The following is a 12,682-nucleotide window of genomic DNA, read 5'->3' as shown; positions in this document are numbered from 1 at the left end:
GCGGGGTGGCTGTCAGTGGGGTGCGGCATCATCGGGTCTGTGACGCGACGCCTGATGCTCCTCGACACCGCTTCCCTGTACTTTCGCGCCTATTTCGGGGTCCCGGATTCGGTCCGGGCCCCCGACGGCACCCCGGTCAACGCCGTGCGCGGGCTGCTCGACTTCATCGCGCGGCTGGTCCAGGACCACCGCCCGGACGACCTCGTGGCCTGCTGGGACAACGACTGGCGGCCGCACTGGCGGGTGGAGCTGATCCCCTCGTACAAGGCGCATCGCGTCGCCGTGGAGACGCCGACGGGTCCTGACGACGAGGAGATCCCGGACACCCTCGCCCCCCAGGTCCCGGTGATCATGGACGTGCTCGAGGCGCTCGGCATCGCGCGCGTCGGGGCCGACGGCTATGAGGCGGACGACGTCATCGGCACCCTCACCGGGCGTGCGACGGGCCCCGTCGACATCGTCACGGGCGACCGCGACCTGTTCCAGCTGGTCGACGACGCGCGCGAGCGGCGGGTGCTGTATCCGCTCAAGGGCGTCGGGACGCTCCAGGTGACGGACGAGGCGTGGCTGCGCGAGAAGTACGGCGTCGACGGCCCGGGGTACATCGACCTGGCGCTGCTGCGCGGCGACCCGAGCGACGGACTGCCGGGCGTGCCCGGGATCGGCGAGAAGACCGCAGCCAAGCTGCTGGACACCTTCGGCGATCTGGCCGGGATCATGGCAGCCGTCGACGACCGGACCGCGAAGCTGACGCCCTCCCAGCGCAAGCGGCTTGACGAGGCCAGGGACTATGTCGCGGTCGCGCCGAAGGTCGTACGGGTCGCGTCCGACGTACCGCTGCCGGACTTCGACCCCGCACTGCCCTCCGAGCCCCGCGATCCGGCGACGCTCGACGAGCTGGCCGCCCGGTGGGGGCTCGGCGGCGCCCTGACGCGGCTGCTGTCCACGCTTCAGCACTGAGGTGTTAACTTAGGCAAGCCTAAGCAGCGTACGAGCCCAGGGGAGACCGCCGTGGCAGAACGACCGGCCCGCAAGGCACCGAAGCCCTACGAGGCGCGCGTGGTGCGCACCGAGCGGATCACCCCGCACATGGTGCGTGTCGTCCTCGGCGGTGAGGGGCTGGCCGGATTCGCTCTCGACGGGTTCACCGATCACTACGTCAAGCTGCTGTTCGCGCCCGTGGGCGTGACGTATCCGGAGCCGTTCGACATCGAGCGGATCCGCGAGGAGTTCCCGCGCGATCAGTGGCCCGCCAACCGCACCTACACGGTCCGGAGCTGGGACCCCGCCCACCGCGAGCTCGCGGTCGACTTCGTTGTCCACGGCGACGAGGGTCTGGCGGGCCCGTGGGCGGCGCGGGCGCGCGTGGGCGACACGATCCGGATCCAGGGCCCTGGCGGCGGCTACGCCCCGGACCCGGCAGCCGACTGGCATCTGCTGGTGGGCGACGAGAGCGCGCTGCCCGCGATCGCCGCTTCGCTGGAGCGGATGCCGACAGGCGCACGTGTTCATGCCTTCGTCGAGGTCGCGGGCCCCGAGGAGGAGCAGAAGATCGTCACGCCGGACGGAGTGGAGATCAACTGGCTGCACCGCGGGGCGCGGCCGGTGGGCGAGGCGCTGGTGGCGGCGGTGAGCGCGCTGGACTTCCCCGAGGGCGACGTCTGCGCGTTCGTCCACGGCGAGGCGGCGTTCGTGAAGGAGCTGCGCCGCCATCTGCGGGTGGACCGCCAGATTCCGCGCGAGCGGCTGTCGATCTCGGGGTACTGGCGGCTGGGCCAGACGGACGAGGCGTGGCGCGCGGTCAAGCGCGAGTGGAACGAAGAGGTGGAGCGCGAACAGGAGAAGGCGGCCTGACGCCCGCTCACTCTCGGCCCCCGGCTGCGTGACGCGCCGGGGGCTTTCGCATGCGGCGGCGGGCTTTCGCGACACGGCCGGGGGCTTCGCGATGCGGCGGCAGGCTGTGGCGAGTCGGCCGGGGGCTTCGCGATGCGGACCACCGCAACTGTCCGCGGGGCGGGCGCCGATGCGGCTCCGCGCGCCTCACGTGCAACCATCTGCGGACCCGGACCAATCCGCCGCTCCATGGGCTCCGAATGCCTGGTGGAATCTGTCCGGACGACATGCCCGCACAGTGGAGGAAAGCCGCGTGAACCAAGCCGTACACATCGGCGGACCCGCTTCGGCGGGGCCCGATCTGCAGCAGCTGCTCGGCCTGGTGGCCCGAGGCGACCAGGAGGCTTTCTCCCGGGTGTACGACGCGGTCTGCGGTCCGGTCCTGGGGCTGGTGCGCGCCGTGCTGCGCGACCCGGCCCAGTCCGAGGAGGTGACGCAGGAGGTGCTGATCGAGGTGTGGCGTACCGCGGCGCGCTTCCAGCCGTCCCGCGGATCGGCCATGACCTGGATACTCACGCTCGCCCACCGACGCGCCGTGGACCGGGTCAGGTCGGCCCAGGCCGCGACCGACCGCGAGCGGCGGGCGGCGCTGCTGGAGCAGACCCCCGCCTACGACGAGGTCACCGAACAGGTCGAGGCCCGACTGGAGCGTGAGCAGGTACGACGCTGTCTGCGCGGCCTGACCGAGCTGCAGCGGCAGTCGGTGACACTCGCCTACTACCGCGGGCTGGCCTACCGGGAAGTGGCCGAACTGCTCGCCGTGCCGCTCGGCACGGTCAAGACACGACTGCGCGACGGGCTCATCCGCCTGCGCGACTGCCTGGGGGTGAGCGCATGAACGCCGCTGATCTGCACACGCTGACCGGCGCGTATGTGCTGCACGCGCTGTCGCCCGACGAGCGCGCCGAGTTCGAACGGCACCTTCTGGTGTGTCCGGCCTGCGCTCAGGAGGTGCGCGAACTGGCCGCCACCGTCGGCAAGTTGGGACTCGCCGTGGCCGTGACCCCACCGCCTGCGCTCAAGCAGCACGTGCTGCGGCGGATCTCCGCCGAGCGCCAGGAGGCGCCGCGCGTCTCGCGGGCCCGCCGAGGTGCCACCCGCCGTGGCCGGGCGTTGTCGCGCTTCGTACTGGCGGCCTGTGTCGCAGCCGCCGCGGCCTTCGGAGGGGTCGCCGCCTGGCAGCACCAGGAGGCGCGGGACGCACGCCAGGACGCGCAGCGCTCGCAGCGGCAGGCGGAGGAGCTGGCTTCGGTGCTCGCCGCGCCCGACGCCAGGGTGAGCACCACGAAGCTGCCGGAGGGGGCGCGCGGAACGGTCGTCGTCTCGCACAGCAGGAACAAGGCGGCCTTCCTCACCTCCGGGCTGCCCAAGCCGCCGCAGGGCAAGGTCTACCAACTCTGGTTCGAGGACGGGGGAAAGATGCGTCCCGCCGGCCTGATGGACCCCGCCGTCACCGACAACGCCGTACTGATGGACGGACCGGTGGGTGCGGCCTCGGGCATGGGCCTGACCGTCGAGCCGGCCGGCGGCTCCCCCGAGCCGACCACCGATCCTCTCGCCCTGATGCGCTTCCCCACCTGATGCGCCGTTCCCCTGACGCGCTTCCCCACCCGATGTGCTTCCCCGCCTGATGCATTTCCCCGCCTGATGCACTTCCCCACCTCGAGGAAGGACGGCACATGAGCGTTGCGGTCATGCTCTTCACCTCCGATCTGCGAGTCCACGACCAGCCGGCGCTGCTCGCCGCCCTGCGCGGCGCCGATGCGGTGGTGCCGCTGTTCGTGCTCGACCGGGGCGTGCAACGAGCGGGCTTCGACGCGCCCAACCGCCGCGCCTTTCTCGCCGACTGCCTGGCCGCGCTGGACGCCGGGCTGCGCGAGCGCGGCGGCCGGCTGGTGATCCGTATCGGCGAAGTCACCGAGCAGGTCTGCCGGGTGGTCGCCGAGAGCGGGGCCCGCTCGGTGCATGTCGCGGGTGGCGTCAGCGCCTACGCCGTACGCAGGGAAGAGCGGCTGCGCGAGGCGCTGGAGGCGGTCCGGTGCTCCCTGCACGTCCATGACGGGGTGATCACCGCGCTGCCACCGGGGCGCGTGACACCCACGGGCCGGGACCACTTCGCGGTGTTCACGCCGTACTACCGCAGGTGGGAGGCGGCCGGGCCGCGGAAGCCAGTGGCCGCGCCGCGCACCGTTCCGGTCCCCGAGCTCGCGGGCCATCCGCTGCCGCGACGCACAGCGGTCGCCGGGGTGTCGCCCGAGCTCGCCAGGGGCGGCGAGCCGGAAGCCCGGCGGCGGCTCAGCGGCTGGCTCGCCGACGAGAGCGGCGGCATCGCGGCGTACGAGCGGCTCCACGACGATCTGCCGGGTGACGCGACCTCCCGGCTCTCGCCCCATCTCCACTTCGGGACGCTCTCCGCCGCCGAACTCGTCCAGCGGGCACGCGGCAAGGGCGGCCCGGGCGCGGACGCGTTCGTACGGCAGCTGGCCTGGCGGGACTTCCACTACCAGGTCCTCGCCGCCCGGCCCGACGCGGCTCACGCCGACTACCGTGCCCGCGGCGACCACTGGCGCAGGGACGAGAAGGAGATCGCCGCCTGGAAGGACGGCAGAACCGGCTGCCCGATCGTGGACGCGGCGATGCGCCAACTGCGGCACGAGGGGTGGATTCCTGGCCGCGCGCGGCTGCTGGCGGCGAGCTATCTCACCAAGACGCTGTATATCGACTGGCGCATCGGCGCCCGTCACTTCCTGGACCTTCTGGTGGACGGGGACATCGCCAGCAACCAGCTCAACTGGCAGTGGGCGGCGGGCACCGGGACCGACACCCGCCCCAATCGCGTCCTCAACCCGCTCGCGCAGGCGAAGCGGTTCGATCCGCGCGGGGACTACGTACGCTGCTGGGTCCCCGAGCTCGCGCAGCTGGCCGGGGCCGCCGTCCACGAGCCGTGGAAGCTCGACGGCATCGACCGGGCCAGGCTCGACTATCCGGACCCGCTGGTGGAAGTGTCGGAGGGGCGGGCGCGCTTCGAGCGGGCACGCGGCCTGGTCTGATCCGCTTCTGATCCGCGTCTGATCCGCGTCTGATCCGCGCGGCTCAGGAGGCCATCTCGTCCTTGGTCAGCAGCACTTGCTGCACATCCAGACAGCCCGCGCGGAAACCCGCCTCCGAGCCCGCGAGATGGAAGGTCCACATCCGGCGGAAGGTCTCGTCGAGGCCGAGAGCTTCGGCGTCGGCGGCGCGCTGGGTGAAGCGTTCACGCCACAGCCGCAGCGTCTCGGCGTAGTGGGGGCCGAAGGCGACCCGCTCGGCCGGCCGCAGCCCGGTGCGGCCGGTGACGATCCGCTCGATCACCTCAATCGATGGCAGCAGCCCGCCAGGGAAGATGTACTTCTGCGTCCAGGCGTACGTGGTCCGGGAGGCGGGCAGCCGGTCGTGCGGCATCGTGATCGTCTGGAGGGCGACCCGGCCGCCGGGCGCGAGCAGCCGGTCCAGCGTCATGAAGTACTGCGGCCAGTGCTCCTCGCCGACGGCCTCGATCATTTCCGCGCTGACGATCGCGTCGTAACGGCCGAGCACCTTGCGGAAGTCGCGCAGCAGGACGGTCACGCGGTGCTCGAGACCGGCCTCGCGGACGCGCCGCCGGGCCAGATCCTGCTGCTGGCGCGAGTGCGTGACGGTCAGCACGCGCGCGCCGCGCTGTGCCGCCCGGATCGCCAATTCGCCCCAGCCGGTGCCGATTTCGAGCAGCTGGGTGCCCGCCCCGACCCGTGCCAGGTCGAGCAGCCGGTCGATCTTGCGGTGCTGCGCGGCGGAGAGCAGATGCTGCTCTGCCGGGAAGCCGCGAAAGAGGGCGGAGGAGTACGTAAGGGTCTCGTCGAGGAAGAGCGCGAACAGTTCGTTGAGCAGGTCATTGGGCAGGCCGCAGGCGTGTTCGGCAGGCTGCCCGGCCGGTCCGGCTTCGAGAAGCCGCTGGAGCGGCCCGCGGACGAGAGTGCCGGCATGCTCGGCGAACACGGTCAGCACACCGACGAGGTCGTGGGCCTCCCACTCCCCCGCCATGTACGACTCGCCCAAGCCGACGAGGCCGCCGCAGCCGATGCGCCGGAAGAAGGCGCGCGGGTCGTGCACCACCATGAGCGGTCCACCCCGGCCGGTCGGGGAGCCACCGGCGAGGCGCACCCGCAGCGGCAGCCTGCCGACGGCATGGCGGACGTGCCGTTCGGCGGCGGCCGTCCGCATCCGGGAGGCTCGGGGCAGGGTGGCCACATCGGGCCACCTCCGGGCGTCGACGGACGCGATTCGCGCAGACACCGAGGACGCTGAGGACGCTGAGGACGCCGGAGACACGGACACGCTCACTTCACACCCTCCAGGGAAAGCTGACGGAGACGCAGTTGATTCGGTGCGACGGCGGCCCCGGATTGGTCGAGTGGGAGATCTTTCGGGCGTGAGGACTTGGGCCCTGTACGGACATGGCGTGTGACGCCGGTGAAACAGCTCGTCCCTAATTTCTGTCACCCGACGGGAAACAGCGACAGGGGGCTGCCATGACCGCCACCGCACCCACGGACGTAGGACCTGACCCTCCGGAGACCGGCCAGGGCGGCGACGCAGCCGCGCCGGTCGGCTTCGGCTACCGGCAGGAGCCGAACCGCAGCATGGGGCGGTACGCTCCTTCGCCGCCGGTTTCTCCTTCAACGCACTCACGGGTTAGGCGCGGCCGTTCTCACCCGGCCCGTTCCAGCCGTCGAGTGCCGCCGCCATGCGGTCGAGGTCGGCGAGGAGCTCGGCGAGACGCCGCTCCGGGACGGCGCCGGTCATGCGCTGGTCGATGGCGTAGACGGCGGAGCGTGCCTCCGCGAGGCGACGGTGGCCCTCCTCGGTGAGGTGGGCGGGCAGAGCGCGACCGCGGTCGGTGGTGGCCGGCCGCGTGATGAGGCCGGCCTCCTGCAGCCCGCGAAGGACGACGTTCATGGACTGCCGCGTGACGAAGGTGCCGCGGGCCAGCTCGGCATTGGACAGGCCGGGGCGCTGGTCGAGGAGTTCGAGGCAGGCGTACTGCGGCACCGTCAGGCCGTACTCACGCAGTGCTCTGTCCAGCGCGCTGCGCAGGGTCGCGGCGGTGCGCTTGAGGCGGTACCCCAGGCGCTCGGTCACGTCGGCGGCCGGGGCCTGGCTGGAGGGAGTCCCATCATGCATGTCAGGAGTTTGACATGCATGCGAGGCGTCGTCTAGCTTCTCCTATGTCAAAGTCCTGACATGCACCACGATCGAGGAGTACTTATGACTGTCACCGTCAGCGGGCCGGACTTCATCGCTCTGCAGGTGCGCGACATCGAAACGGCTGCCGCCTTCTACGAGAAGCATCTCGGTCTGCGCCGGGCGCCTGCCTCGCCGCCCGGCGCCGTGGTGTTCGCCACCGAGCCGGTTCCGTTCGCCGTCCGCGAGCCGCTGCCGGGAGTGGATCTCGACGCCGTCGAGCGGCCCGGCCTAGGGATCGCCCTGTGGTTTCGGACCACTGACGCGCAGGCTCTGCACGACAGGCTCCACGCCGCCGGGATCCACATCGTCAAGGCACCCGAGGATGGTCCGTTCGGCAGGATGTTCACGTTCGTCGGCCCTGGGGGCTACGCCATCACTACGCATGAAGACTGACCATGACCGCCATCGTCATCACGCCGCACGGGCCGTTCTCACTTGCGGCGGGCGTGCGGTTCCTGGAGGGCTTTACACCCGCCGGGCACCGCGACGCCTCAGACGGCAGGGTGCTGCGCCTGGCCTTTCCCGCCGACGACGGCCACTCGACGGTGAGCGCGGAGGTACGGCAGGCGCAGCGCTCGGAGGGCACCGTACAGGCGAATGTCACCGTGCACACCGGGACCCCGGGCAAGGACGGGATGGGCAGGGCAGCTGCGGAATCGGATGGCATGAGCGCGGTGCGGGCGCAACTGGCCCGCATCCTCTCGCTCGACGTCGACGGCAGCGGGTTCCCACGGCTCGCCGAGGACGATCCCGTCGTGGCCGAGCTCATCGCGGCGTACCCGGGATTGCGGCCGGTGTGTTTTTTCTCGCCGTACGAGGCCGCGGCCTGGGCGGTCATCGGCCACCGCATCCGGATGGTCCAGGCCGCCGCGATCAAGGCCCGCATCGCCGAGCACCATGGACAGCGCGTCACCGTCGCCGGGGAGTCGCTGCACGCCTTCCCCACCCCGCTGGTCCTGCGCGGACTCAGCCGTGTTCCGGGCCTGCCCGAGACGAAGGTCGAACGGCTGCGTGTCCTCGCCGACGCGGCTCTCGCCGGTGATCTCGACGCCGCCCGGCTGCGCGCGATGCCGGTGGAAGACGCCATCGCTCATCTGCGGACCCTGCCCGGCATCGGCCCCTTCTCGGCGGAGCTCATCCTCATCCGCGGCACCGGACACCCCGACGTCTTCCCCCGCCATGAACGCCGGCTTCACGCTTCGATGGCCGAGGCCTACGGCCTCGGCTATCCTGACGCCTCCGATGTGCGCCGGCTCGCCGAGATCGGCGATCACTGGGCGCCGTACCGCAGTTGGGTCGCGCTCCTGCTGCGCACCCGCCGTGAGGAGAAGGCCGGGCCGGCGGCCCGCGGTCGCTCGGTGCGGTAGTGCCCGCGGCGGTCAAGTGCGCCGGCACCGCAACCGCCACGGCGATGCGGCAAGCGGCTCGACAGGTCGCCGTGTGGTTCGTTGGACTGGATCCGGGGACGGCAGGCTCGTTGGTCGACCCGGTGATCCCTTGATCGGCTCTTTACACCGGCTCGATGCGCCGCATGGATCGAGTGATCGGCACGGTCGTAGCTCAGCGGTCGGCGACGCACTGGTCATGCCGAGGCTCGGTCGGGTCGGTCCGGTCCTCGATCACCTGGGAAACAACGACTGGAGATGCGCAGCTAGGCATTCGACGGCCGACTTCGCCGGCGGGGCGTGCGGTAGCTCTCCTTGGTCTTCAACTCGCCGACGCAGTGGGGACCTTTGACGGACCTGCCAGCGCCTCCCCTTGCTGTTATCGACAATCGCCACATTCCCGTGCTCCCACTACATGCGTAAGGCCCCAGCATCTGCCCGGGGCCTCGTGTTGTCCGTCCAGCCGCGCTCACAGTGGCCGGGGCGGCAAGTTCTGCAGATGGTCGAGCAGCGCGTTCACCGAACGGGCGAGACGCTGCGCGTGCGCGATGCCAGCGGGCAGCCCGGCACCGGGAGTGAGGTCCAGCCGGGTGCGAGCCTCGGCGACTCCAGCCAAGGCGCATGCCCGAGGGATGTCGTCCAGGGAGCGCCCGGCTGTCACCTTCTCCACCTCCGGGATCAGCAGCATGAGGTGACCGCGCAGCTGGAGCGTCCATATCTCCAGCTCGTCATGAGACGGCAGTTCAGAGTCGGACCCGAGCAGCCGGGATACGAGTTCACGCATGGTCGGGCTGTCGACGGGCAGGGCGCCGGTCATTGGTTCCTCCTCCCCTTCCTGTGTGCGCCGTGGTTGCGGATCTCCACATTGCAATCAGCGGCACGGGAGTAGTCGCCTGCGGCTACGGCCTCAGCACGCTGTCTGACAAGGGCTGCGCAGACGCCGCACGCGGCCCCCGGAACAGGCTGCTCAGGTGGGGGCGCAAGGTATGCGGGCTTGTCCATGGTGGTCCGTGGGCTGCTCATGGGTGGAGCGTGCATCGCCCTCGCGGACGTATCTCCCCCCGAACCAGGGACGTTTGAGCCATAGGTCGCTACGGTCAGAGAACGGCCCAAACGTCCCGGGGAGATGCCTTGAACGCGGCATTACGATCAGCTATGGAGTCGGCGGGTCTGACCCCTCGGCAACTCTCGCCCTGCGCGTAGGCGTGACGGGCAAGACCGTCGAGCGGTGGCTGGCCGACGCCGGACTGACACCGCATGCACGAAACCGCGAGGACGCCTGCCGGGCGTTGGAGTGGACGAGGAAATGCTCTGGACGACGGCGGTCACGGACCGCATCAAGACCGGCAACGATCGCGAGCTGATCCGCTCGTACCCGTACCGCTCGGCCTGCCCGTCCACGGTGTGGGGCGAGCTGGTTGGCGACGCCACGGAAGAGATCTTCCTGAGCGGATACACGAACTATTTCTTCTGGACGTCCATCCCGGCGTTCGCCGACATGCTGCGCCGCAAGACCGAGTCAGGATGTCGCGTGCGCTTCCTGCTCGGGGACCCCGAAGGCGAAGTGACACGTCAGCGGGAAGCCATCGAAGACGTTGCCCTGACGGTCTCCACACGCATCCGCATGACGCTTGAGGCACTTGGCCGCCTCGGCCCGCTGGAGGGGCTTGAGGCACGCTTCAGCGCCTCGGACGACGCCGTCAACCACGTGTCCCTGTCGGTCTTCCGCTTCGATGATCAGGCCATGGTCACCCCGCACCTGGCACGGCTGGTCGGCCACGACTCCCCGCTGCTGCACCTGCGCCGTCACGGAGACGGCGGCATGTTCGACCGCTTCGCGGAGCATGCCGAGGAGCTGTGGAGCCGAGGCTTACCGGTGGCCGACTGACAGTGATGAGCAGAGGCCGCGGACAACCGTCCAAGGGTTCTCTGTCCAGGGCCTCTCTTAGGATCAAGCCCCAGGCGCTTCGCTGTCGGTGTCACCCCAAGCTGCGCCACTGTTCGAACGGTTCGGGTGAGAAGGGATATGACTTGGGCGGCGACGCGTGGTGGCAGACAGGCCCACATCAGCATGATCTGACGGCGGCGTTCCGGCAGGCATCGGGAGCTGGCGAAGGACAACCACGGTTTTGAGGGCCGGACCATAGAAGAGTTGTGGCAGGACGAGGAGTGGAAGGAGTACATCCTCACCGGCGGCACCGGCACGGTGCTGGACCTCGTCCACATTGTGGATCCCACAGATACCGAATGGGGTCCCTTCATGCGGCCGTTGACCGATCGTGAGGTGCTGGGGTGGGCTCCCAGCGGCCGGCCAAACTACGCCGAGTGGGTCGATGCCCTGGAAACCGAGCGACTGCCCTACCCCGGACGCGCCTGCGGGAATTGCACGGTGCTCTACCGCGACGGTGAGCCCACGGAGATTGGCTACTGGGGGTCACCGCAGATTAGAGCAGCAGTGTCGGATCAGCGTGCGGAGCACAGGAAGATGCCTGCGAGGTGCAGACCGGCCAGGGCGACGGGCACCCCGGCTTTGACGTACGTCCTGTTGCCGCTCAGGCGGCCGCCTTACTCTCTGGGCGGCCTGCCTGCTGGCCGACGCCGATCTCGCCGCCATGGCAGCGGCCTACCTAACGGCGGTCTTGGCGTCGGACTCCTTCTCCTCGGCCGACTTCTCTGGCGCGGGCCGCAGCAGTTTCGGACGGCTTGTCGCTGTTGTCGCCTCCGCGGCCGACTGCGATGCCGATGACGGCGCCTTCCGTGACCGTGACGACCGGGACCCGGAGGACTGGGGCCGGGCCGACTGGCGGCAGAAGATCGCGTCCTGGATGTTCTGGCAGGCCCGCGACAAGCACCAGGAGGCGGCCCTACGAAGAGTGGGACGACAGCTGGAAACGCATCGGCGCCAGCGGGCTGCCCGGCGAGCTGACCTGGGACGAATTCGTCGCGGCGCGCAGCGGAAAACGGCTGCGGGAGAACATCGCCAACACCCGGCCGCTGGAGCTGATCACCGTCTCCGGCGGCAGTCTGTTCCTGCCGAGGGCCTTCGCCGAACTCCTGGACCGCTGGGAGCAGGTGGAGGAGGACCTGGTCGCCCGGGCCCGGATCTGTAAAGGCTGTGCTGCTCAGGGCCCGCGCTGGGGTGGCTGGCGTACGCAGAGCCCGCTCGGCTACGTCACCCTGTGCCCGCTGTGCTCGGGAGCCGCCTTCCAGCAGTACACCGGTCACCTGCGCGGCGTGCTGTACGACTCGCCCCGCGTGCGCGGCACCCGCGCCGACAACTACCTGTGCCGCCTGTGCGCCGAGACCCGGGCGGCGGCCTGGGACCACTGCCACGACCATGGCTTTCTGCGCGGGCCTCTGTGCGGCAGCTACAACACCTTCGAGGGTAAGAGCTCCCCGCGCAGCTTCCTGGTGCGGCAGGAGGGTGCCGTGCTGCACCTACTGGAGTGCCGCGGCTGCCTGGAACGGCGCACCCTGCCCCGCCGGTACCACGTCGGCATCACCCAGAAGCATCTGGAGGCGGCCGAGCGCCACCGCCACCGCGACCGCCGATGCCGACGCCAGACGTGGATCAGGCACGTGGAACTCGCCCACGGCGCACGCCACTTCGAGCTGGAATGCTGGTGGCACAGAGAGATGTGGACGAAGGACGTCACGATCCCCGAGACCGTGGCGCTCGTACGGGGCTTCGTCGATCAGGCGCTCACCGCCTCGCAGCCGGACGTCGTGGTGCCGGCCGCGCGTGCCGCGTCGGACACGACGTCCCCCGCGTGAAGATCCAGCCCTAGGTTGGTGTCCGCGGTCAGGGGCAGGAGCCGTGTCTTGTTGGGGCGGGCGAGGGCGCCGAACACCTCGTCAAGTCGCGGGTTGCGGATGAGGAGCGGCCCGATCAGGTGGCCTTGGTAGGTAAGGCTGATGTAGTGGTGGAGCCGGGGCAGTTGGGCGATGACTAAGCGGTCTCGGTGAAGTCAACTCCCTGTTGGGGTAGGAGCCTTGGCGGGAAGTGGTGATGATGCCGAAGATCCTGACAGTGGAGTTGACGTCCGAGCAGCAGGCCGAGGTGCGCCGACGGCTGGCCGGGCGTGATCTGTCGTGTAACGAGCGGCGGCGGTTGGAGTGCATCCGGATGTTGGCCGGGGCTT

At 70.2% G+C, this 12,682-nt stretch carries 12 protein-coding genes; 9 read left to right on the top strand and 3 right to left on the bottom strand.

Features of this window, described 5'->3' with window-relative positions; genetic code table 11:
* Positions 1-54 precede the first annotated feature (54 nt).
* The 5 genes from ACFYWY_RS29540 to ACFYWY_RS29520 all read left to right on the top strand — a co-directional run bounded on the left by ACFYWY_RS29540 (position 55) and on the right by ACFYWY_RS29520 (position 4,943).
* Complete coding sequence (locus ACFYWY_RS29540; RefSeq protein ID WP_389191655.1) at positions 55-960, top strand: 5'-3' exonuclease H3TH domain-containing protein; 906 nt, start codon at positions 55-57, stop codon at positions 958-960.
* A gap of 51 nt (positions 961-1,011) precedes the next feature.
* Complete coding sequence (locus ACFYWY_RS29535) at positions 1,012-1,854, top strand: siderophore-interacting protein (RefSeq protein WP_389191535.1); 843 nt, start codon at positions 1,012-1,014, stop codon at positions 1,852-1,854.
* 292 nt (positions 1,855-2,146) lie between these two features.
* On the top strand, positions 2,147-2,731 hold the full coding sequence (locus ACFYWY_RS29530) for a sigma-70 family RNA polymerase sigma factor (protein ID WP_389191532.1): 585 nt from the start codon (positions 2,147-2,149) through the stop codon (positions 2,729-2,731).
* Positions 2,728-3,474 (top strand): anti-sigma factor domain-containing protein, encoded by a 747-nt coding sequence (locus tag ACFYWY_RS29525; protein ID WP_389191529.1) that lies wholly within the window; start codon positions 2,728-2,730, stop codon positions 3,472-3,474. The genes ACFYWY_RS29530 and ACFYWY_RS29525 overlap by 4 nt, the downstream gene beginning before the upstream one ends.
* A 98-nt stretch (positions 3,475-3,572) precedes the next feature.
* Positions 3,573-4,943 carry a cryptochrome/photolyase family protein gene (locus tag ACFYWY_RS29520; protein ID WP_389191526.1) on the top strand — a complete coding sequence of 457 codons (1,371 nt, stop codon included), beginning with the start codon at positions 3,573-3,575 and terminating at the stop codon, positions 4,941-4,943.
* Positions 4,944-4,986: 43 nt separating this feature from the next.
* Here the strand turns inward: ACFYWY_RS29520 and ACFYWY_RS29515 are convergent, their stop codons facing one another.
* Complete coding sequence (locus ACFYWY_RS29515) at positions 4,987-6,240, bottom strand: class I SAM-dependent methyltransferase (protein WP_389191652.1); 1,254 nt, start codon at positions 6,238-6,240, stop codon at positions 4,987-4,989.
* A 363-nt stretch (positions 6,241-6,603) separates the two neighbouring features.
* Positions 6,604-7,092 (bottom strand): MarR family winged helix-turn-helix transcriptional regulator, encoded by a 489-nt coding sequence (locus ACFYWY_RS29510; protein WP_389191523.1) that lies wholly within the window; start codon positions 7,090-7,092, stop codon positions 6,604-6,606.
* Between the two features lie 84 nt (positions 7,093-7,176).
* Between ACFYWY_RS29510 and ACFYWY_RS29505 the strand changes: the two genes are divergently transcribed.
* Both ACFYWY_RS29505 and ACFYWY_RS29500 read left to right on the top strand, forming a co-directional pair.
* Positions 7,177-7,548: a VOC family protein gene (locus ACFYWY_RS29505; RefSeq protein ID WP_389191520.1), complete on the top strand. Its 372-nt coding sequence runs from the start codon at positions 7,177-7,179 to the stop codon at positions 7,546-7,548.
* A gap of 2 nt (positions 7,549-7,550) precedes the next feature.
* Positions 7,551-8,522, top strand: coding sequence for a DNA-3-methyladenine glycosylase family protein (locus ACFYWY_RS29500; RefSeq protein ID WP_389191517.1), 972 nt, complete (start codon positions 7,551-7,553; stop codon positions 8,520-8,522).
* Between the two features lie 487 nt (positions 8,523-9,009).
* On the opposite strand, the gene ACFYWY_RS29495 is transcribed toward ACFYWY_RS29500, so the two are convergent.
* Positions 9,010-9,357, bottom strand: coding sequence for a DUF6415 family natural product biosynthesis protein (locus ACFYWY_RS29495; protein WP_389191514.1), 348 nt, complete (start codon positions 9,355-9,357; stop codon positions 9,010-9,012).
* 489 nt (positions 9,358-9,846) lie between these two features.
* Between ACFYWY_RS29495 and ACFYWY_RS29490 the strand changes: the two genes are divergently transcribed.
* On the top strand, positions 9,847-10,428 hold the full coding sequence (locus ACFYWY_RS29490) for an XRE family transcriptional regulator (protein ID WP_389191511.1): 582 nt from the start codon (positions 9,847-9,849) through the stop codon (positions 10,426-10,428).
* Positions 10,429-11,297: 869 nt separating this feature from the next.
* Positions 11,298-12,314 carry an endonuclease domain-containing protein gene (locus tag ACFYWY_RS29485; RefSeq protein WP_389191508.1) on the top strand — a complete coding sequence of 339 codons (1,017 nt, stop codon included), beginning with the start codon at positions 11,298-11,300 and terminating at the stop codon, positions 12,312-12,314.
* Positions 12,315-12,682: the final 368 nt, after the last annotated feature.

Source organism: Streptomyces sp. NPDC002870 (assembly GCF_042888505.1).
Lineage (GTDB): Bacteria > Actinomycetota > Actinomycetes > Streptomycetales > Streptomycetaceae > Streptomyces.
The sequence above is the reverse complement of the archived record's forward strand: the minus strand, read 5'-3'. Positions and strand labels throughout refer to the sequence as shown.

Excerpts from the sequence above, each read along its gene's own strand:
- ACFYWY_RS29540 (WP_389191655.1), top strand. The coding sequence starts at position 55 with ATGCTCCTCGACACCGCTTCCCTGTACTTTCGCGCCTATTTCGGGGTC.
- ACFYWY_RS29525 (WP_389191529.1), top strand. The coding sequence starts at position 2,728 with ATGAACGCCGCTGATCTGCACACGCTGACCGGCGCGTATGTGCTGCAC.
- ACFYWY_RS29520 (WP_389191526.1), top strand. The coding sequence starts at position 3,573 with ATGAGCGTTGCGGTCATGCTCTTCACCTCCGATCTGCGAGTCCACGAC.
- ACFYWY_RS29510 (WP_389191523.1), bottom strand. The coding sequence starts at position 7,092 with ATGCATGATGGGACTCCCTCCAGCCAGGCCCCGGCCGCCGACGTGACC.
- ACFYWY_RS29505 (WP_389191520.1), top strand. The coding sequence starts at position 7,177 with ATGACTGTCACCGTCAGCGGGCCGGACTTCATCGCTCTGCAGGTGCGC.
- ACFYWY_RS29500 (WP_389191517.1), top strand. The coding sequence starts at position 7,551 with ATGACCGCCATCGTCATCACGCCGCACGGGCCGTTCTCACTTGCGGCG.
- ACFYWY_RS29495 (WP_389191514.1), bottom strand. The coding sequence starts at position 9,357 with ATGACCGGCGCCCTGCCCGTCGACAGCCCGACCATGCGTGAACTCGTA.
- ACFYWY_RS29490 (WP_389191511.1), top strand. The coding sequence starts at position 9,847 with ATGCTCTGGACGACGGCGGTCACGGACCGCATCAAGACCGGCAACGAT.